Source organism: Pseudomonas sp. NFACC04-2 (assembly GCF_900119265.1).
Lineage (GTDB): Bacteria > Pseudomonadota > Gammaproteobacteria > Pseudomonadales > Pseudomonadaceae > Aquipseudomonas > Aquipseudomonas fluorescens_AA.
In genome coordinates this window covers 24378-45821 of record NZ_FPJC01000032.1, presented here as the reverse complement: position 1 = coordinate 45821, position 21444 = coordinate 24378, and the positions used below count along the sequence as shown (strand labels likewise).

17 protein-coding genes are annotated in these 21444 nt (G+C 58.6%); 5 read left to right on the top strand and 12 right to left on the bottom strand.

The window, feature by feature from the left end; genetic code table 11:
• Positions 1-251: 251 nt before the first annotated feature.
• The 5 genes from BT125_RS26745 to BT125_RS26725 all read left to right on the top strand — a co-directional run bounded on the left by BT125_RS26745 (position 252) and on the right by BT125_RS26725 (position 6734).
• The gene (locus tag BT125_RS26745; protein WP_072411992.1) at positions 252-1310 is read left to right on the top strand and encodes a homoserine dehydrogenase; all 1059 of its coding nucleotides are present in this window, start codon (positions 252-254) and stop codon (positions 1308-1310) included.
• Positions 1307-2719, top strand: a complete 1413-nt coding sequence (locus BT125_RS26740; protein WP_072411990.1) for an aldehyde dehydrogenase family protein — start codon at positions 1307-1309, stop codon at positions 2717-2719. The genes BT125_RS26745 and BT125_RS26740 overlap by 4 nt, the downstream gene beginning before the upstream one ends.
• Before the next feature lie 225 nt (positions 2720-2944).
• Complete coding sequence (locus BT125_RS26735; RefSeq protein WP_072411988.1) at positions 2945-3949, top strand: hypothetical protein; 1005 nt, start codon at positions 2945-2947, stop codon at positions 3947-3949.
• A 558-nt stretch (positions 3950-4507) separates the two neighbouring features.
• Positions 4508-5782, top strand: coding sequence for a glycoside hydrolase family 68 protein (locus BT125_RS26730; protein WP_072411986.1), 1275 nt, complete (start codon positions 4508-4510; stop codon positions 5780-5782).
• 592 nt (positions 5783-6374) lie between these two features.
• A complete protein-coding gene (locus BT125_RS26725) occupies positions 6375-6734 on the top strand; it encodes a DUF6124 family protein (RefSeq protein WP_072411984.1) in 360 nt (119 codons plus the stop codon).
• A 170-nt stretch (positions 6735-6904) separates the two neighbouring features.
• Here BT125_RS26725 and BT125_RS26720 read toward each other — a convergent pair whose 3' ends face one another.
• From BT125_RS26720 to BT125_RS26660, 12 genes are all read right to left on the bottom strand, one after another.
• Positions 6905-7816 carry a restriction endonuclease gene (locus BT125_RS26720; RefSeq protein WP_072411983.1) on the bottom strand — a complete coding sequence of 304 codons (912 nt, stop codon included), beginning with the start codon at positions 7814-7816 and terminating at the stop codon, positions 6905-6907.
• Positions 7817-8337: 521 nt separating this feature from the next.
• Positions 8338-9255 carry a XamI family restriction endonuclease gene (locus tag BT125_RS26715; protein ID WP_072411981.1) on the bottom strand — a complete coding sequence of 306 codons (918 nt, stop codon included), beginning with the start codon at positions 9253-9255 and terminating at the stop codon, positions 8338-8340.
• The gene (locus BT125_RS26710) at positions 9252-10847 is read right to left on the bottom strand and encodes an Eco57I restriction-modification methylase domain-containing protein (RefSeq protein ID WP_072411979.1); all 1596 of its coding nucleotides are present in this window, start codon (positions 10845-10847) and stop codon (positions 9252-9254) included. Before BT125_RS26710 ends, BT125_RS26715 begins: the two co-directional genes overlap by 4 nt.
• Before the next feature lie 873 nt (positions 10848-11720).
• Positions 11721-12452 (bottom strand): LexA family transcriptional regulator, encoded by a 732-nt coding sequence (locus BT125_RS26700; RefSeq protein WP_072411975.1) that lies wholly within the window; start codon positions 12450-12452, stop codon positions 11721-11723.
• A 194-nt stretch (positions 12453-12646) separates the two neighbouring features.
• Positions 12647-13174 carry an inorganic diphosphatase gene (gene ppa / locus BT125_RS26695; protein ID WP_053151827.1) on the bottom strand — a complete coding sequence of 176 codons (528 nt, stop codon included), beginning with the start codon at positions 13172-13174 and terminating at the stop codon, positions 12647-12649.
• A 112-nt stretch (positions 13175-13286) separates the two neighbouring features.
• Positions 13287-14099: a M90 family metallopeptidase gene (locus BT125_RS26690; protein ID WP_072411973.1), complete on the bottom strand. Its 813-nt coding sequence runs from the start codon at positions 14097-14099 to the stop codon at positions 13287-13289.
• A 6-nt stretch (positions 14100-14105) separates the two neighbouring features.
• Positions 14106-14753, bottom strand: a complete 648-nt coding sequence (locus tag BT125_RS26685) for a DedA family protein (RefSeq protein WP_060740459.1) — start codon at positions 14751-14753, stop codon at positions 14106-14108.
• 400 nt (positions 14754-15153) lie between these two features.
• On the bottom strand, positions 15154-15615 hold the full coding sequence (locus BT125_RS26680) for a GNAT family N-acetyltransferase (protein ID WP_060740460.1): 462 nt from the start codon (positions 15613-15615) through the stop codon (positions 15154-15156).
• A gap of 107 nt (positions 15616-15722) precedes the next feature.
• On the bottom strand, positions 15723-16547 hold the full coding sequence (eutC, locus tag BT125_RS26675; protein WP_072411971.1) for an ethanolamine ammonia-lyase subunit EutC: 825 nt from the start codon (positions 16545-16547) through the stop codon (positions 15723-15725).
• Positions 16548-16558: 11 nt separating this feature from the next.
• A complete protein-coding gene (locus tag BT125_RS26670; RefSeq protein ID WP_072411968.1) occupies positions 16559-17953 on the bottom strand; it encodes an ethanolamine ammonia-lyase subunit EutB in 1395 nt (464 codons plus the stop codon).
• A 58-nt stretch (positions 17954-18011) separates the two neighbouring features.
• Entirely contained in the window at positions 18012-19460 is a 1449-nt protein-coding gene (eat, locus tag BT125_RS26665) for an ethanolamine permease (protein WP_072411966.1), read from the bottom strand.
• A 266-nt stretch (positions 19461-19726) separates the two neighbouring features.
• Complete coding sequence (locus BT125_RS26660; RefSeq protein ID WP_072411964.1) at positions 19727-21247, bottom strand: acetaldehyde dehydrogenase ExaC; 1521 nt, start codon at positions 21245-21247, stop codon at positions 19727-19729.
• Positions 21248-21444: the final 197 nt, after the last annotated feature.

Genomic DNA, 21444 nt, shown 5'->3' with positions numbered 1-21444 from the left:
CTGTGGGAGCGAGCTTGCTCGCGATAGCGGTACACCAGCCACCACTGATGTACCTGACCTGGCCCCATCGCGAGCAAGCTCTCTCCCACAGGAGGAATGTGTTCGGCCAGTGGAACAAGCAGGCTTACCGCTTTGCCCACCCCCTGGTCAAAACGCCCAAAAAATAGAGCAAATTGGCATATTTCACTGCCCACCCCACCCCCCTAACCTAGATCCCAACAACCCACCCCCGGATCAAGGACATAACAAAAATGACTGAATACAAACTGGCGCTGGTCGGCTTCGGCGGTGTGAACCGGGCATTGGCTCAGCTGATTGCCGAGCGTAACGAAAGCTGGAAAACCGACCTCGGCTTCACCCTGAAAATCGTCGGCGTCACCGACCTGTTCCTCGGTTCGGTGATGGACCGCCACGGTCTCGACGCCGCGTCACTGGCCAGACTGCCAGCCACCCAAGGCGCCATGGCCCAACTCCCCGGCGGCACCGTCGACGCCCTCAACGAAGCCGTGATCAAAGACTGCGGCGCCGACATCATCGCCGAAGCCACCTTCACCAACCCGGTGGACGGTGAGCCCGCCACCTCGTTCTGCCGATGGGCCCTGGAGCGCGGCAAACACGTGGTCACCACCAACAAAGGCCCCATCGCCCTGCACGGCGCCGAACTCAAAGCCCTGGCCCAGCGCAACAACGTCGCTTTCGAATACGAAGGCTCGGTCATGAGCGGCACCCCCGTGATTCGCCTTGCCAAACAGTCCCTGGCCGGCAGCTCGATCAGTGGTTTCGAAGGCATCCTCAACGGCACCTCCAACTTCGTCCTCACCTGCATGGAAGACGGATTGGGATTTGCCGAAGCGGTCAAAAAAGCCCAGGAACTGGGCTACGCCGAAGCCGACCCAACCGCGGACGTCGAAGGCCATGACGTGCGCCTCAAAGTCGTCATCCTCGCCAACGAACTGCTGGACGCCAAGCTCACCGTCAACGACGTCACCTGCAGCGGCATCTCCGCCCTCAGCCTCGCCGACATCGAAAAAGCCCGCGAGGACGGCGCCCGCTGGAAACTCATCGGCGCCGCCAGCCGCAACGCCGACGGCTCCATCAGCGCCCGTGTCGAACCGCGCCTGCTGAGTAACGACCACCCACTGGCCAGCGTCAGCGGCGCCACCAACGCCGTGTCGTTCACCTCCGAACTGCTCGGCGCCGTCACCGTCTCGGGCCCCGGCGCAGGCCGCACCGAAACCGCCTTTGCACTGCTGTCGGACATCATCCACATCCACCAATCGGCAACCGGCAAACAGGAGCACAACCTGTGAACGTATCGCGCCTGGCCCTGGCGGTCGTCGAACCGCACATCGAAGTCCTCAACCCCTTTGACGGCAGCGTCGTCGGCACCGTCGCGGACCTCAAAGCCTCAGAAGTCCCACAACTGCTCGAGACCGGCCGCAACGGCGTCAAAGCCTGCGCCGCACTGCCGCGCCATCGCCGTGCAAGCATTCTCGAACACGCTGCACTGAACATCGAACGCGACGCCAAAGCCTTCGCCCGGCTGATCGTCGACGAAGCCGGCAAGACCCTCAAACAGGCGGAAAAAGAAGTCAAACGCTGCGTCAACACCCTCAAGCTCTCCGCCGAAGAAGCCAAGCGCAACGCCGGCGAAATCGTGCCGTTCGACGCCTACGAAGGCGCCGAATCGCGCCAAGGCTGGTTCACCCGCGAGCCCCTGGGCCTGGTCGTCGCCATCACCCCCTACAACGACCCGCTGAACCTGGTGGCCCACAAACTCGGCCCCGCCATCGCCGGCGGCAACGCGGTGATCCTCAAACCGTCCGAACTGGCACCGTTGTCAGCCCTCAAACTGGTCTCTTACCTGGTCGCCGCCGGCCTGCCCGAAACCGTGGTCACCGTCGCCACTGGTGGCGCCGAACTCGGCAAAGCCCTGGTCGCCGCCCGTGACGTGCGCATGATCTCCTTCACCGGCGGCTTCGTCACCGGCGAACAAATCGCCCGCACCGCCGGCCTGAAAAAACTCGCCATGGACCTGGGCGGCAACGCCCCTGTCATCGTCATGGCCGACTGCAACCTCGACGCCGCCGTCGACAGCTGCATCTCCGGCGCCTTCTGGGCCGCCGGGCAAAACTGCATCGGCACCCAACGCCTGCTCATCCACGCACCGATCTACGCCGCCTTCCGCGAACGCTTCGTACACCAGGCCCAAGCCCTCGTCGTCGGCAACCCACTGCTCGCCCACACCGACATCGGCCCGATGATCACCCACCAAGCCGCGCAAAACGCCGAACACGTGGTCAACGAAGCCCTGCAACAAGGCGCCACCTTACTCTGCGGCCACCGCCGCCAAGGCGCCTGCTACGCCGCGACCGTGTTGGAAAACGTCGACCATGCCAGCCGACTCTGGCGCAATGAGGTCTTCGCACCGGTGGTGGTGTTGCAGCCGTTCGAGACGTTTGATGAAGCCATTGCGCTGGCTAACGAACCTGATTACGCGCTTCATGCCGGGATTTTCACCAATGACCTGTCCACGGCTATGAGTGCCGCACGACGGATCGAGGCGGGAGGGGTGATGATCAACGACTCCTCCGATTTTCGTTTCGATGCGATGCCGTTCGGGGGCTCCAAGTACGGCAGTCTGGGCAGGGAAGGGGTGCGGTTTGCGTATGAGGAAATGACCCAGCCGAAGGTGGTTTGTTTGAATACGCTGGGTTGATAGGTCAGGTTGTTGGCATCGGGCAGGTTGGTCACCGGCCCGATTTTTTGCGGCATCCCAAAGAGCCTCGAGTCTTGCGCTTCACAAATGTTTTTCCGGGGCTGTCGGGCAAATCGTCCTGGCTCATCTAAGCTGAATTTTCCTGGAAAACGCGCCAAGTGCCTTCTCATACGAATGCAGCCAACCCGGCTTGCGGCACCGCTCAGCAGCCAGGCGGGAGGAAGGATGCCGAACGTACTGGTGGTGGTCTGGGACTTCGATACACGCAGATTAAGAGTCCCCGTCGAGAATAGTCTTCTCAGCATACAACTTAGGATTGGGGCTTTGCTGTACATGGCGAGAACGGCCTTCGCCAAACATGTCGATCAACATCAACTGAATTATTGCCTGGTCGTCGCCCCCGAGTATCTTTTCTCCAAGGACATGCCTGTCTCGTTTATGTCGGAGGAGGAAAAAGAAATCATCCGGGCAACATTGGCAGATATTTCAACGAGAAATCCGTGGCTGATACTGGTCCCTGGCACGACGCTCTGGTTCAAATCAATGTTGCGTCCGGAATCCAGGGCGCTGAAAAGGGAAACCGGGAAGTTGAAATCATGGGGACCGGCCAGAAATATCAACAAGGCAAAATATCGTGTGGAAATGGATGCGGTTGTGAATGAAATCCCGGAGCGGGACCGCATCAGTAAAGGGATCTATGGCCATCATGCAGCGACTACGAAGGAGGAGATCGCGAAAATCGAATCAAGAGGGGCGGAAGCCAGGGACGGAATCGTCAGAAATACCGGCTTCATCATTTGGGATGGAAACGTCTTCTATCAGCATAAACGCTACCCCAATATCGGAAATGATGGGTTGGACGAACTGGCCGGGGCGCAGTTCTGGGCCGATAAGATATTCATGCCGGGCAGTTATCGGGAAGCCCCGGCTATCCATGGGCTGCAACTGGCTTTGGAAATATGCGCAGAACATTTCATTGGCGCGACGGTTTTGCATAAGAACAACGTCCTGGATTTCCATATCCTGGTCTCGGCCAGCATTGCTCTTGCTAAAGCTCGCGTGGGCGTAAAACACGGAGGATATGTGGTTCACGCTGATTCAGGCGGCAGTTCAGTCTACCGACGCGAAGGCAGGGACTTGGTTCTGCTCCAAGCCATCGATGAAACCGAAATAGGCTTGTTGGGTGTTGAAGCTGGTCGCGCCAGGAGTTTTGTTTGCGCGATTGCCTAGACCGAGCCTGACCTCACCGAAAGAGCTGCGGCGGATGTGAAATCCAGATCCGCGCTTACCCCGGGTATTGAGTGACTGAGCCTTCGGAATCAACCCCATCAAAACAACTGACCCACCGCCATAACAAGCATTTCACCCCAGCCCTTGGGGGCAGTCCACCCTGTGGGAGTCCCCCCTGTGGGAGCCGAGCTTGCTCGCGATAGCGGCACACCAGTCAACATCAATACCGCAGCCCCACCACCGCGCAAGCAGCCCACCACGTCCCGCTTCCCTTCATGCCACCGACGGCGACAAATCTAACCCCCGCGTGGCTCCCCCACCAAGTAGCGTTCAAAGCACCGAGTGTGCAGACAACGTCGTCGATCTCTCCCCGAATTAACTTCTGCGAACGCTAAAAGCTGAAACGTATCAGCTACAAGAAAAAGCCAAAATATGCACAAATGCATTTTTTCCTTGACCCACAGGGGTGCGTCTCTATAAGGTGATTTTACTGTATGCGCATCCAGTACTCCTTAAGCATCATCTATTTGAATCCATTCATGGACGAGGTATTACCTTATGAAAACCAACACTGAAAAATTCGGTGTAACCCCCCATCAACCCAGCCTTTGGACCCGCGCCGATGCGTTGAAAGTCCGGGCGGACGATCCCACCACCACTCAACCGCTGGTCCGCGCGGATTTCCCGGTATTGAGCGACGACGTGTTCATCTGGGACACCATGCCCCTGCGCGACCTGGACGGTAACGTGACGTCCGTCGATGGCTGGTCGGTGATCTTCACCTTGACGGCCGATCGTCATCCAAACGACCCCCAGTACCTCGACGAGGACGGTAACTACGACATCCTCCGCGACTGGAACGATCGTCACGGTCGGGCAAAGATGTACTACTGGTTTTCTCGTACCGGCAAGAACTGGGAGCTCGGTGGCCGAGTGATGGCCGAAGGCGTTTCGCCGACCGCTCGCGAATGGGCCGGTACGCCGATCCTGTTGAACGACCGAGGTGAAGTGGATTTGTATTACACCGCCGTCACCCCAGGCGCGACCATCGTCAAGGTGCGCGGTCGGGTCGTGACCACTGAACATGGTGTCAGCATGGTCGGCTTCGAGAAGGTCAAGCCGCTGTTCGAGGCCGACGGCAACATGTACCAGACCGAAGCCCAAAACGCCTTCTGGGGTTTTCGTGACCCATGGCCATTCCGCGACCCGAACGACGGCAAGCTGTACATGCTGTTCGAGGGCAACGTGGCCGGTGAGCGCGGCTCGCACAAAGTAGGCGAGGCCGAAATCGGCGATGTGCCGCCGGGTTATGAAGATGTCGGCAACTCACGCTTCCAGACCGCCTGTGTTGGCATCGCCGTAGCCCGCGACGCAGACGGTGACGACTGGGAAATGTTGCCGCCCCTGCTGACGGCCGTGGGCGTCAACGACCAGACCGAACGCCCGCACTTCGTGTTCCAGGATGGCAAGTACTACCTGTTCACCATCAGCCACACCTTCACCTATGGCGACGGCGTGACCGGGCCGGACGGCGTGTACGGTTTCGTCGCGGACTCGCTGTTCGGCCCCTACGTGCCGCTCAACGGTTCCGGCCTGGTACTGGGTAACCCGTCCTCCCAGCCATTCCAGACCTACTCGCACTATGTGATGCCAAACGGCCTGGTGACCTCCTTTATCGACAGCGTACCGACCGACGAAACCGGCACGCAGATTCGTGTGGGTGGCACCGAGGCACCCACGGTGGGCATGAAAATAAAAGGGCAGCAGACGTTCGTGGTGGCCGAGTACGACTACGGGTACATCCCGCCGATGCTCGACGTCACACTCAAGTAATAGCAACACAGGGGGGGCAGGCAGCGGGTTTGCGGTCGATGACAAAACCGTTGGGGATATGATCGAGATATCCCGCCTGATTTATTGCGATGTTGGTCGCAAGCCCCATTGAACAACGAGTCGTAACCCTATTCGCGACTGGCTGCAAGGATGCAGCCAGTCGCGAATGCATTCCCCTTCGACGTAAGTACACAAGCGCCTCTGTGGGAGCGAGCTTGCTCGCGATAGCGGTGCATCAGCCACATTCCAGCCAGCTGTTTATCGTGACTCCACGAGACTAGCCAAGACCGACATCGCCTTGCGCCATTGCCTACAACTACGCCAGAATCCGCCGGCTTGTGCGTCTTGGGTCACGTCGGTAGTTTGGGTCCTGTCACTGCTCATCAGTGATCGGGTTTAGTCGCCCAGGGTGAAACAGGTTGTGCAAGGCGTCATCCAGTCAGGATTCCCATCCTGCACTTGATGGTGGCTGTGCGCAGGGCGTCCTCGGACGCGCCGGTTTCTTGTTTCCCCGGTCGACTAACCTGCGTACAGCTGCCTCCCATCGTTTAGTCGCGAGCGGGTGATGGCTCCAACTACAGGAAGCAAGACAATGGCAAAAGATACTCCGAACCCCCCTGATACGAACGAACACGTCTCCCGTGCTCAGTCTGCCCGCAACAAGAAAATCGACGACGCTGCCACGCGAGCGTTGGATTACTACCTGAAGCCTAAGCCTAAGAGCGAAACGTCTGACAAGTCGGACTCCATTTTACGGATTGACCCTGGGGTTGATTCCGAGTGTTTGCTTGCGAATCTCAGTGAAAACCTGGCTTCGGCTAATGCCATGATCAGTGATTTGGCGTTTGATCTTGAGGGATCACGACGGCATTTTGCGTTGGGGATTTTGCAGGTGATTGAGGTGAGTGAGCTGTTGGCGAATCGGGCTTTGGATATTGTTGAGGTGAGGTAGAGCGGGGCGTTCGCTGACCTCCTGGCGTAAAAAAGGTCTTGCTTGGCAAGACCTTTTTCGTATCCGAGAGCCCCGAAACGACGAGCGCTCAGATTGTCCAACAACCCGTTGGACAATTGTGCACGTCAGCAGGACATCAGTGGGAGGCAGTGACCGGCAAGCTGACTGGGTCAGTCTTCCACGAAGTAATCGCTATCCAAGTGCTTCACTTCGTAAACCTGTTTGACGTTACAACCTAGATTGTTTTCGACCATCAGCCGCGCCAGCTCCAACCCATCGATCAACACCACTTTGATATCCAGGCTCATGGCGGCCTCGCGGGCACCGTTGGAGAAGTCGGAAGTGGTAATAAACACGCCCTTACGGGCACGTTGGCGGGTGAGGGCACCGATGAACTTATCTATTTCTGGGCGGTGTACGGTATTGGTCCAGCGCTTGGCTTGTAGGTAGATGACGTCCAGGCCGAGCTTGTCTTCCTTGATGATGCCGTCGATGCCGTCGTCGTTGGTTTGTTGCGTCGCTCGACCTGCTTCTTTGCGTGAGCCACCGTAGCCCATGGCGATCATCAGATCGACTACTAGTTGCTCGAAAAAAGTTGGTGAAGCTGCACGCACCAAGGCTAGCAGTTCATCCGCCAATGATTGCGTCAGCGCCTGGTGTGCTGCGGCCAGTTGCTCGTCCGGAGTAGCTTGTTCGACCGGTTCGCTCTGCAAGGCTAACGCTGGGTCATCGACGGGACTGATCGTATGGAACGCGGCGAATTCAGGGTATTGTTTGAGCCACCTAACGGTAATACGTGCCGGCCCGCTGCTCAGCGCCTCTCGACCGCGTTCGGTGATTTGCACCAGTCCCTTTGCCGGAATACTCAGCAACCCCGCCTTATTCAGATAGGTACGCGCCCAACCGACTCGATTGTTAATGACTGTTTGCTTGCCGGAAGGCAGGCGTTCGCTGCGCTCCTCCTCGCTGAGCTGAAACTCGTTGGCGATGCGTTCGCGAAGTTCGCTTAGGGCGAGCGGAGTATTGTCGGCGACGGTGGCCAGTATCGGTCGCATTACGCTCTGGAAATCTGGGATGGGCATAGATAACTTCCTGTTCAGTTGCCGGGGCGTATTAAAGCAGGTGCGGATCGTGGTTGTCGTGCGTTCAAGCTGGTGCCTTGCGACCACGTTTGTCCCTTTATGTGTATCTGCAGCACATTGGCGGGATCATCGTTGAAGACGTGCGCCCGTTTTCTATGGATAGCTTTGGCCTGGATGGCTTTGGTGGAGTGTGAGGCGAAAGGAATTGACTGCTTTGAGAAAGCAATGCGCTTTACCCTGCATCCTGAATAATTAGTCCGCGCTGTTTGAGCAGGGCAACTGCGTTGGCTGACTTACTGAAAAACTACCGGGCATAAAAAACGCTAAATTTTCGCTTAGAGTAATCATAGGTATGGCGGGTATGTTGCGTGGAAACTTCTGTACGGCTGCACCGTTTTTCAAGGTGTTTGGTGCTGCGAGGACGAGCACGGGTGCTGTTTTATTGAAGGTTTGAAACCTGTGCACCCGCGTGTGAGTAAAGGTAAGCGTCCTCTGTCCGATGTTCTCAGGGAAAGCCTTCTCTACTTGGTGGATCCTATGAATGCGCCCAGCTTATCCAGGTCATGCGCCCAAAAAAGGGCGAGGCCACGTTGCTGAGCTTGCTCTAGGTTCATAACCTTGAATACACCTGAAAGCATAGCTGCCGGTACGACTTGTAAGGTACCAAACATTTTGAGCCAATACTCAGCCTTTACCGCTGCGTCATTATTAAGTCGCTTGACACTGTTGGTCGCGCTATTCGACACCTTGCACTCGATAGCCATTAGGCGAGAATCATGTAGGCGCACCACGACATCGGCTTTACGCTCACCTAGTAGGCACTCCGCGCAAAACTGCATTGGTTGTGGGCCTTTTACAATCGTTGTTATCGTCGCAGCAGTAACTTCAGTAAAGCCCTGGCTTCGTAGGTAGTCCTTTACTCGAGTTTCCTGCCCATCTTTTCCGACAATTCTTCTTTCGGTGGCAATTCGCTGGGCTGCAAGAAGCACGGAGGATGCAAGTAGAGCGGCCTCACGCTCTTGGTCCGTGGGAGTGCTCCCCGCGTCAAGCCATGGGAAGCGATGGACGTCAATTACTCGCTCGATGACCTCAAAAAGCTTTCTGACGTCTTCGGGCTTTTTTTTCAGAACTCCAGGAGCAATCGAGTCCACGTCGGCGATTACCTGAAGATCATCGTCCGAAATTGGCGGTCCAGCCAGATAGCGCAGAGCCTCACCCAGACCAGAACCGTAGGCGTCGGCTAGGTTTGCGTCCGTGATTTCGTCGGGATTCAGGTTGTTTAGTTTTTGAAATAGCAACTCGAATTTATTGCGGGCATTTTGATAATGTGACTCCCAGGCACCCGAAACAGATAATCGTTCTGTCCTGAACAATGATGCAGATACAGTGGCTTCCTCGGCTAGTTCCTCGGTTGTCCATCGAGCAGGTGAGCTAGTCATGCCGTTAAAAATTCCAGGCTGGGAACACGCAGACGTTCGATTTCCTTCGGCTCGAACTTAGTCAAGCCACCGGCATATGTTCTGCCACTTCCTGTGTTGATGTTCTCGTTAAGCCACTTAACCAGCCTAGGTAGAGCATGTGGGGCTAGGGTTTCACGAGGGTAAAGACCATGGGCTATGTTGATGTGTCTTGCGGCACAGGTGTTTAGTGTGAACTGAGGTGGCCGCCTAGCCATGTAGGTACAAAGAATAGGCGCTGGAGCCTTGAGGCCTACTGACCACCATGCTCTACGGTGTTGAGCTATATAGCTCTGATCCGCGCCTTGATTTTTTGCCCACAACAAAAAGTCGTTGATACGTCTACGTTCTTCATGGCTAAAGTCATCAAGATCTGGCGGTAAATCGATTACTCGACGCAAAACGTCAGAGGAGCTCAAGTTTGCTCCTGCTTCGATCAAATCCCGGGCTTTAGTAACAGCAGGTAGCATCACGCGCTCTGGCAAGTCCCTCGCATGATCACCAGCAATCCAAATACTATTTGCCCCTGTTACCTGTCCTCTATGCACACGGAACAACTCGCCGAGTTCAATTTCACCAGCTTTTGTCGTCGCCGATGGGCGAACAATGATTGACCAGCGTGCTGCAGCCTGCAGTTGTTCTCGGGGAACATCTGTCCCCTTGGTTAAACCTTTGAGGCGGGCCAATTCTGCTACAGAGTGAACTCGTATGGGTTTGCTGGTCTCGCCAACCTGAAAACAAGTTATAGCAGCGGTGGTCGCGGTCCCTGGGAAAGCCTCAATAGTTGGTTCAAGTACATGTAGAGCAATGCCTCCAAGCTCTTCCAATAGTAACTTGCGTAGCGCAGAACCGTAATTGACATCCATCCATTCCGCTGAGGTGATGAAAGCTCCTATGTCTCCTTTCTTTGCCAAGAGGCGTGTCTGCAAGAAGAAATGTACATGCAGTCCGGCCAAGGCACTTGCTTTAATACCTAATCCGGCGAAGCGGGAGGCGTACCATTCTTTCCAGTCAGTACTAATGTCGTGATGTCGGACGTAAGGGGGGTTGCCAATAAAAGCAGTCATACCCTTGCATCGAGGTAGTTTGACCTCCCTATAATCTTTGACTAGTACGGTAGAACGGTCACCCCAGCCGCGCACGCTAAGATTTGCTCGCAGCATGAGCGCAGCCAAAGGGTCCATCTCAACGGCTATCAGTTGTGCGGCGGGGAATGCGGCGCCAGCCGCCAGAATGAATCGTCCAGATCCCGCTCCTGGGTCGACAATACGAGCCGGATCCCCGTGGCGTGAGAGCCAAGTCATCATCGAGCGTACAATTGGGTGGGGAGTGTATACCGCGCCAGTAGCACGACGCTCGAAGGGCGACCGAATGGCGGAGAAAGCCTCTCCAAGAGGATCGGTACCGCGCAAAATGGCTTTGCGGACGGCGTTGAGTTCAATCTTGGATACACGGAGCTCAGACGCTTCTGCTGTTTTTGCGAGTTTTTGTTCCGCCTTGGAAAGGCTGTCTTGCCCAGTTTGCAGTAGGGCGAGGCACATGGAGATCACGTCTCGTTCTGTCTGCATTGTCATTTTCACTTTCGTTTTGGGTCTGAGAAGAGATAGCCTTGACCGCTGTGCTGTTTCTCTGCAAACGCGCGCATAAAATCCCGCAACACGTCTGCTGCTACACGATCTTGGGCGCGGCAGGCCTGCACGAAAGCTTCGCGCAAATCTCTCTCAACCCTAATTCGCATTCCGGAGTCTTTGATAGCCATGTAGCGAAGGGTAGCATGTGGATGTACAGATGTGTATCCAATTGTGGATTCAGAGCTAGCCTGTCGTTGCCTGTCACTTCTGAGATTTTTACTCGCAATGACTCTTTTTTTAGCTTGCTATGGTGTCGGCCGAGTTCACGCATTATGAAATGTATGCATTGATTGGCAAAAACGTGCACGTGGCTCTCCCAACCAGCTGTGGGAACTGGTCAGAAAAGACTCTGATATAGGCTTTTAGCCCTTTTCTTTCCGTGGATCCATAGAGGAAAAAAGTGCTGCGGGTACCTTCGATAGGGGAAAAAACTTTCCACCAGACATTAAAAAGCCGGCTTATGGCCGGCTTCTCGTTGACTAACTCAGTTCGTTTTTGACAAACCTCACCAGCCTTCAAAACGTACATCCGGCTCTTGCGGCCGGCTGTGGGACTTGGTCAGAAAGTGATCTGCCATGTCGGTGCGAGGCGTGGGCTCGCAAATGTGGGGCGGAGGATACTCGGGTTTTTGGCAGAATCCCAGAGGTAAGTGGTGTGGAATCATTGGGTTATCGCTGATCCAGGGGGAAAAGCGGGGGCTGCTTCGCAGCCCGGCGGGGATAAATCCCCTCGCCACAGATGTGCTCACCATTGAGGCTTCTAACCACTGAAGCCCAACCACTGGGGCTTCGGTGGTTGTCTTTCCGTTCGGGTGGGTTAGTCGCACACCGGCGGTCTCTGTTTGTTGAGGGTGGACCACCAGAACACCCAGCCAATCACCCGTATGTTCTGTGCTTCGATCTGTTCTGCGCTGAAGACTTCGTCCGGGTAGGCCGCGCTGTTGTGGCTGCGCAGTCGCAGGCGGTTGCCGGGGATGCGGTGCAGGTATTTGATGCGGAGCATGCCGTCGTGTTCGAGGGCGTAGATTTGGCCGTCGACGATTTGGGTCAGGCCGCGGTCGATGGCGAGGGTGGAGCCGTCTTCGATGCGTTCGGCCATGCTGTCGCCGACCATGGTGAGGCAGATGGCGTCGCTGGGGTTTATTTCCAGGGTTTCGAGGTGGCTGCGGGGCAGGCGGATGGATTGGTCGGGGATTTCGACGATGTGGGTTTTGGTTTCGCCGGGGGCGATGGGGACTTCCTTATAGAAAGGCAGTTCGATGTCCGTGGGTTCCTGCACGCTGTAGACGCCATCGTTTTCGGCCGCCTCATAGGTGGTGCCGGGGCCGAGGCCCAATGGGGTTTGCGGGCCTTCGCCGTGGGCGAGCCACTCCGGGCTGACGGTCAGCAGGCTGGCGATGGAGTGGATGCGCCCTGGCGGGATGCCACGGTTGAACCAGTTGTTCACGTGTTGGGATTTCACGCCGTATAACTTCGCGAAGTCGGCGGATCGGATATTCGCTTCTTTTAGAAGGGCTCGGAAGCGGTCGCCACTGGAAAGTATTTTCATAAACGGAAAGTTTAGGGGCGACTGTGTTTTCGGCAATAAACATGTCGTTCAAATATATAAGACGATCTTTCCGTTTTTGGGATTTGAAAGGCGCGGGCTAAACGTGGGTAAACGGTGTTAATACAGGCTCGTATTAGAAACCATTAAGGCATAAAAAAACCCCGGGGCAAACCGGGGTTCTTTTCAAGTTTGTTTCAGCCTTTGTAGGCGGCAACCGACTTGGTGATCGCTTCGCGGGCGGCGTCTGCGCCGGCCCAGCCTTCGATCTTGACCCACTTGCCTTTTTCGAGGTCTTTGTAGTTCTCGAAGAAGTGTTCGATCTGCTGGATCAGCAGTGGCGGCAGGTCGGTGTATTCCTTCACGTCGACGTACAGTTGCGACAGTTTGTCGTGTGGCACTGCGATGACTTTGGCATCGCCGCCGCCGTCGTCGGTCATGTTCAGGATGCCGACTGGACGGGCGCGGATGACCGAGCCTGGGGCAACTGGGTATGGGGTCACGACCAGCACGTCGAGGGGGTCGCCGTCGTCGGCCAGGGTGTTGGGGATGTAACCGTAGTTGGCCGGGTAGAACATGGGGGTGGCCATGAAACGGTCAACGAACAGGCAGTCGCTGTCTTTGTCGATTTCGTATTTGATCGGGGCGTGGTTGGCCGGGATTTCGATCGCGACGTAGATGTCGTTCGGCAGGTCTTTGCCAGCCGGAATCTTGCTGTAGCTCATTGGGCGGTGCCCCCGTTAGTTGACCAAATGACTTGGTCGGATTGACCAAAAAGTGGCGGCGATTATAGGCATATTCGGCCGCTGTTGCCACGTTACCAGGGTCTTAGAGACCTTAGTATGACGCCTGATAGACCGGATCTTCGGCTTGAAGTTGCCGCAGCCGGGCCAAAGGATCCTGGCGGTAGAAGGCCTTGAGCTGTTCATAGACCCGTGGATAGGCCTGGTGCAGCAGGTCCGGGGCGCTGAAGAAGTATTCGCTGGTGACGGCGAAGAACTCCGCCGGGTTTTCCGCGGCGTAGGGATCGATGAGGGTTTCTGCGTCGGGGTTCTGGTCCAGTTGGCGGTCGAGGTCGTCGAAGGCTTGTTGCATGGCTTCGGCCCAGTCGCTGACGCGCATGTCGGCGTGCAGTGGTGGCAGGCCGTTGGCGTCGCCGTTGAGCATGTCGAGTTTGTGCGCCAGTTCGTGGATCACCAGGTTGTAGCCGTCCCAGCCGCCGCTGGCCATCACGCCGTCCCAGGCCAGGATGATCGGGCCCTGGGGCCAGGCTTCGCCGCTGTGTTCGCCGTCCCATTCGTGCTCGATGCCGCTGGCGTCGCGGTAGCGTTGGGGGCTGAGGAAGTCGTCGGGGTAGAGGACGATTTCGTGGAAGCCCTGGTACCAGTTCAGCTCGCCCAGGTGCATCAGTGGCAGTTGGGCCTGGGCGGCGAGCAGCAGGCGTTGTTCCTGGTGCAGTTCGACGCCGGGCAGGGCGGTGAGGTGTTTATCGTGCAGGAACAGCACGCAGGCTTCCCGCAGCCATTGGTCCTCGGCGGCGCTGATGCCGTCGAGGAAGCTCAATTGTTGGCGCACCCGTTGCCAGGTGTCCTCGGCCACGGGGTGTTTGGCGAGGGTGCGTCGGCGGCGCCAGTTGCTCAGGGACCACATGGCTGATCAGGCTTTCGAGGCGCGCTGGTTCATTTTGCTGCGCACCAGGCTGATGATCATCGGCAGCAGCGACACCAGGATGATGCCCACCACCAGCAGCGACAGGTTCTGCTTGATGAAGGGCACGTTGCCGAAGAAGTAACCGAGGGTCACCAGGCCGCCGACCCAGAGGACGGTACCGAGGACGCTGAAGCCGAAGAAGCGCAGGTAATTCATTTTGCCCACGCCGGCGACGAAGGGGGCGAAGGTGCGGATGATCGGCAGGAAGCGCGCCAGGGTCACGGTTTTGCCGCCGTGTTTGTCGTAGAAGTCGTGGGTTTGCTGCAGGTAGTCGCGGCGGAAGATTTTCGAGTTGGGGTTGCTGAACAGTTTTTCTCCGGCGGTGCGGCCGATGAGGTAGTTGGTGCTGTCGCCGAGGATGGCCGCGAGCATCAGCAGGCCGGCCAGCAGCACGGGGTCCATGGCGCCACCGGCGGCGACGGCGCCAGCGATGAACAGCAGGGAGTCACCGGGCAGGAACGGCATCACCACCAGGCCGGTTTCACAGAAGATCACCAGGAACAGGATGGCGTAGACCCAGGTGCCGTAGTTGGTCACCAGCAGGTCGAGGTACACATCGAGGTGCAGGATGAGGTCGAGGGGGTTGAAATCCATGCATAACACCTGTGGTGGTGGCCTGGCTCGGCAGGCTTTGGGTCGGGCTTGGAGGATGGCTACAGAGTGTGTAGCTTTTTCTTACAAGCCGGGAAGAGCGGCATTATACGGGCTGGAGGGCGGGGAGCGGGGTGAGTTTGTAGCCAGGGATTTCGATGTGTCGTCGCAGGGTGAAACACCCGTGGGAGCAAAGCTTGCTCGCGATGGTGGCTATTCAGTCAACATTGATGGGCCTGACGGACCGCTATCGCGAGCAAGCTTTGCTTCAACAGATCTATCTCCCATAGATATGCCTGCTTGCCCGCGATGGCGGCGGGGCAGTCAGCATTGATGTTGCCCGACAGACTGCTATCGCGAGCAAGCTTTGCTCCCACAGAACGATCAGTCCGCGGTAATCGGGTCAGATGCCTTCGCTGATAGGCAACACGTAGTTCTTGAACTCGGTGTCTTCCTTGAAGCCGATCGATTCGTAGGTTTTCTGTGCCACTTCGTTGTTGCTGCTGGTGGAGACGCGCATGCGCACGGCGTTGGTTTCCTTGGCCATTTTTTTCGCGGTGCGGATCAGGTTGTCGGCCACCAGTTGGCGGCGGGCGTCTTCGGCGACGTAGATGTCGTTGAGGATCCATACGCGCTTGAGGGACAGGGATGAGTAGCTCGGGTAGAGCTGGCAGAAGCCCAGTAACCGGTTGTCGTCGTCATCGGGCAGGGCCAGGTAGATCACCGATTCCTTGCGGCGCAGGCGCTTTTCGAGGAAGGCTCGGGACGAGTCCGGGTAAGGCAGTGAGCCGTAGAATTCCCGGTACTTGACGAACAATGGGGTCAGCAGGTCCAGGTGTTCCAGCGTCGCTTGGATAATCCGCATGGTAGGTCTCGTCTGCAAAGGTCGACAGATATTCAGACAACAACTTCGCGCTGCCGTGCTTTTGATGCTGCCTGAAAGCGGATCAAAAACGCAATCGGATAAGCGGATCAGTTTCGGGGCGGCGCCAGTAGGAAATTACCTTTCATATCGGCTCCGCTTTCCGCCTCTAGAGTGTTCACTTGGGCTTCGTCCTTCAGATTGACGCCCGAAAGCTGACGGCGGCAGGCCTCGCGCATCAGGTAGATCAAGCGATGGGCCGCCATGCCGTAGCTCAGTCCTTCGAGGCGGACATTGGAGATGCAGTTGCGATAGGCATCGGTCAGGCCGACCTTGGGGGCGTAGGTGAAATACAGCCCCAGGCTGTCGGGGGAGCTGAGGCCGGGGCGTTCGCCGATCAGGATCACCGACATTTTCGCGCCGAGCCGCTGTGCCACTTCATCGGCCACGGCGACGCGGCCCTGTTCCACCAGGGTCACCGGCGATGTCGACCAGCCTTCAGCGGCGATCTGTTCTTCCAGCCGCGCCAGGAACGGCAAGGTATGGCGATGCACCGCCAGTGCCGACAGGCCGTCAGCCACCACGATGGCCAGGTCCACGCCGCCGGGATGGGCCGCTGCGTAGTCCTGCAGGATTTGCGCGGAGGCCTCATCGAGCCGTCGGCCCAGGTCCGGGCGCTGTAGATAACTGTGGCGGTCGGCCGCGGCGCTGTGGAGCAACAGGCTTTCACGGCCGCCCTCGGTCAACTGTGCGCGAATGCCCTGGTGATCGAAGGCCAGGTGCACCGCATCGCGGGCCTGGGCGTGGGCGTACTGGAAATCCAGTTGCGCCTGGGTCGGCAGGCTGGTGCCGGTGCGGCCCAGGGCGATGCGCGCCGGGGTGAGGTTGCGCAGGTTCAGCCACGGGTTTTGCGGGTCGACAGGTTTTTTATCCATGGGCAGTTCACTCATCCCAGATGCGCGAGGGCGTGACGGAACGCCGGTGGCAGGTTGTCGCCAAACCGCACCCGGCCATCGGCCTGGGTGAAGATGCCCATGTTCGCCAGCCAGGTTTCGAACTCCGGCGCCGGCTTCAGGCCCAGGGTCTGGCGGGCGTAGAGGGCGTCGTGGAACGAGGTGGTCTGGTAGTTGAGCATGATGTCGTCAGAGCCAGGGATGCCCATGATGAAGTTGATCCCGGCCACGCCCAGCAGGGTCAGCAGGGTGTCCATGTCGTCCTGGTCGGCTTCGGCGTGGTTGGTGTAGCAGATGTCGCAGCCCATCGGCACGCCCAGCAGCTTGCCGCAGAAGTGGTCTTCGAGGCCGGCGCGGATGATCTGTTTGCCGTTGTACAGGTATTCCGGACCGATGAAGCCTACAACCGTGTTCACCAGGAACGGGTTGAAATGCCGTGCCACGGCGTAGGCCCGGGTCTCGCAGGTCTGTTGATCGACGCCGTGGTGGGCGTTGGCCGACAGCGCGCTGCCCTGGCCGGTTTCGAAATACATCAGGTTGTTGCCGAGGGTGCCGCGATTCAGGCTCAAGCCGGCGTCGTAGCCTTCCTTCAAGATGTTCAGGCTGATGCCGAAACTGGCATTGGCCGCTTCGGTGCCGGCGATGGACTGGAACACCAGGTCCAGGGGCACGCCGCGGTTCGCCGCTTCGATGGAGGTGGTGACGTGGGTCAGCACGCAGCCTTGGGTGGGAATGTCGTAGCGCTGGATGATGGCGTCGAGCATTTCCAGCATGGCGCAGATCGAGGCGGTGCTGTCGGTGGCCGGGTTGATGCCGATCATGGCGTCGCCGTTGCCGAAGAGCAGGCCGTCGAGGATGCTTGCGGCGATGCCGGCGGGTTCGTCGGTGGGGTGGTTGGGTTGCAGGCGGGTGGACAGCCGGCCGCGCAGGCCGAGGGTGCCGCGGAACTTGGTGACCACGCGGATTTTTTGCGCCACCAGTACCAAATCCTGCACGCGCATGATCTTCGACACAGCAGCGACCATTTCCGGCGTCAGGCCGGGGGCCAGTGCCCGCAGGCTGTCTTCATCGGCGGCGTCGCTGAGCAGCCAGTCGCGAAAACCGCCGACCGTGAGGTGGCTGACGGTGGCGAAGGCGTGTTTGTCGTGGGTGTCGACGATCAACCGGGTGACTTCGTCGACCTCGTAAGGAATCAACGCTTCTTGCAGGAAATGGCTGAGGGACAAGTCAGCCAAAGCCATTTGCGCGGCCACCCGCTCGCCGTCATTGAGCGCGGCGATTTCGGCGAGGAAATCCCCGGAGCGCGCCGGGCTGGCCTTGGCCATCAGGTCTTTGAGGCTGTCGAAGCGGTAGGTCTGGGCGCCGACCGTGTGTGCAAAACTGGCCATACAGGTTCTCCGTGACGGCGCCACCTGGGTGGCGCCGTGGTTTTCGGCACGTTAGCGCTTAGTGCAGGGCTTCTTCAGCTTTCTGGATCGCCGCGAATTCTTCTTCGGGCGTGCCTGCGACCAAGTGATGCCGACTGTAGAACGCGAAGTAAGCAATTAACACTCCATAGATGATCGCGGCGCCGATGACCACCCGCGGATCCACCAAAAAGCCCGCCACCACGGCGATGCACGCCAGCACCAGGGCCACGCCCGAGGTGAAGATGCCGCCCGGTGTGCGGTATGGCCGGTCCATTTTGGGGCGACGGATGCGCAGGGTGATGTGCGCGGCCATCATCAGTACATAGGAGATGGTGGCGCCGAACACCGCCACCAGAATCAGCAGGTCGCCCTGGCCGGTCAAGGACAGGCCGAAACCGATGATGCCGGGAATGACCAGCGCCAAGACCGGCGCTTTGCTTTTATTGGTTTCCGAGAGTTTGCGCGGCAGGTAGCCGGCGCGGGACAAAGCAAAGATCTGCCGCGAATAGGCGTAGATGATCGAGAAGAAACTGGCGATCAGGCCTGCCAGGCCGACGAGGTTGACGAAGCTGCCCATCCAGGTCGAGCCGCCATAGGCCTTGGCCAAGGCCTCCACCAGCGGGTTGCCCGACGCCATCAGCGCGTTGGAGCCTGCGCCGCCCGGGCCGATCACCAGGATCAGCAGGGCGAAGGCCACCAGCACCAGCATGGCGCCGATCAGGCCCCGTGGCAGGTCGCGCTTGGGGTTCTTGGTTTCTTCAGCGGCCAGCGGCACGCCTTCCACGGCGAGGAAAAACCAGATCGCATAGGGAATCGCCGCCCACACGCCGACGTAGCCGAAGGGCAGGAATGGGCTGGCGCCCGTGGCCGCAGTGACGGGGATGTCCAGCAGGTTGGCAACGTTGAAGTGCGGCACCATCGCCACCAGGAACACCCCCAGCGCGAGGGCGGCGACAGCGGTGATGATGAACATCAGCTTGAGGGCTTCACCGACGCCGAAAATATGGATGGCAATAAAGATGATGTAGAACGCCAGGTAGATCATCCAGCCGCCGATGCCGAACAACGATTGGCAATACGCGCCGATGAACACCGCAATCGCTGCCGGGGCGATGGCGTATTCGATGAGGATCGCCGTGCCCGTGAGAAACCCGCCCCAAGGCCCGAATGCGCTACGGGCAAAGCCGTAGCCACCGCCAGCGGTGGGGATCATCGAGGACAGCTCGGCGAGGGAAAAGCACATGCACAGGTACATCGCGGCCATCAGCAGGGTGGCGAGGAACATGCCGCCCCAGCCGCCTTGGGCCAGGCCGAAGTTCCAGCCGGCGTAGTCCCCGGAGATGACATAGGCCACGCCCAGGCCCACCAGCAGGACCCAGCCCGCCGCGCCTTTTTTCAGTTCGCGTTGTTGGAAATATTCGGTGCCGACCTTTTCGAAGTCGACCGAGGACGTTGCCGGTTGCGGGTTTGCATGATCGCTTGGCATAAGGGTTTACCTGTTTTTATTGTTTTTGTGTCTAGCCTGATCGCCGGATTAGCGCAGTACCCCTGTGGGAGCGGGCTTGCTCGCGAAGGCGGTGGCACCTTGAGCAACTATGTGACTGACGCACCGCTTTCGCGAGCAAGCCCGCTCCCACAGGGGGATTGAGCCAGCCGAGACTGGAGCGCCATCCACAAATGCTGTGTGGAGCGAGCTTGCTCGCGATAGCTGCTTAAAGAGCGGCACAGAACCACCTGTCCCGCCCCAATGGCTTAGAAGAACCCCAACGGATTGATGTCGTAGCTCACCAGCAGGTTTTTGGTCTGCTGGTAGTGGTCGAGCATCATCTTGTGGGTTTCACGCCCCACGCCGGACTTCTTGTAGCCACCGAACGCGGCATGCGCCGGGTACAGGTGGTAGCAGTTGGTCCAGACGCGACCGGCCTTGATCGCCCGGCCCATGCGGTAGGCGCGGTTGATGTCGCGGGTCCACAGGCCGGCGCCGAGGCCGAACTCGGTGTCGTTGGCGATCGCCAGGGCTTCGGCTTCGTCCTTGAAGGTGGTGATGCTCACCACTGGGCCGAAGATTTCTTCCTGGAACACGCGCATTTTGTTGGTGCCCTTGAGCAGGGTCGGCTGGATGTAATACCCGGTCGCCAGGTTGCCCTCGAGTTTCTCCACTTTGCCGCCGGTCAGCAGCTCGGCGCCTTCGCCCTTGGCGATTTCCAGGTACGAAAGAATCTTGTCGAATTGCTGCTCGGACGCCTGGGCACCCACCATGGTGTCGGTGTCCAGCGGGTCGCCGCGTTTGATCTGCAGGACTTTCTTCATCACCACTTGCATGAATTCGTCGTAGATCGATTCCTGTACCAGGGCGCGAGATGGGCAGGTGCAGACTTCGCCCTGGTTGAAGAACGCCAGCACCAGACCTTCAGCGGCTTTCTCGATGAAGCTCGGTTCGGCCTGCATGATGTCTTCAAAGAAGATGTTCGGCGACTTGCCGCCCAGTTCCACGGTGGACGGGATGATGTTCTCGGCGGCACATTTCATGATGTGCGAGCCCACCGGGGTGGAGCCGGTGAAGGCGATCTTGGCGATGCGCTTGCTGGTGGCGAGGGCTTCACCGGCTTCCTTGCCGAAGCCTTGCACCACGTTCAGTACGCCAGGCGGCAGCAGGTCGCCGATCAACTCCATCAGCACGCAGATGCCCAGTGGGGTTTGCTCGGCCGGCTTGAGCACCACGCAGTTACCGGCGGCCAGGGCCGGAGCGAGTTTCCAGGCGGCCATCAGCAGCGGAAAGTTCCAGGGGATGATCTGCCCGACCACGCCCAGGGGCTCATGGATGTGGTAGGCCACGGTGTTGCCGTCGATCTCGGCGGCCGCGCCTTCCTGGGCCCGCAGGCAACCGGCGAAGTAGCGGAAGTGGTCGGCGGCCAGGGGGATGTCGGCGTTGAGGGTTTCGCGCACGGCCTTGCCGTTGTCCCAGGACTCGGTGATCGCCAGCACTTCAAGGTTGGCTTCGATGCGGTCGGCGATTTTCAGCAGGACCAGCGAACGGGCCTGGGCCGACGTGGCGCCCCAGGCATCGGCGGCGGCGTGGGCGGCGTCCAGGGCTTTCTCGATGTCTTCGGCCGTGGAGCGCGGGAATTCGGCAATGGGCTGGCCATTGACCGGGGAAGTATTGGTGAAGTACTGACCTTTGACCGGCGCGACGAACTCGCCGCCGATGTAGTTACCGTATTTGCTCTTGAACGAAACGATAGCGCCTTCAGTACCGGGGTGAGCGTAACGCATGATGAGTTCTCCTTGGCTTTTGTGCTTATACGGGAGGCCGCGCAAAATTGAGCGCTGGTAATAAAGCCTAGAGCAAAGGTTGGGCCATTGCCTTGCAGGGCCCGTAAATCAAGACTTTAGGAGGAGTTGGTCGGACAAACGGAGGGGGTGTGTGACGCTTGCGATACAGCGGGTGTGACAGTTTGTGCCAGATGCGA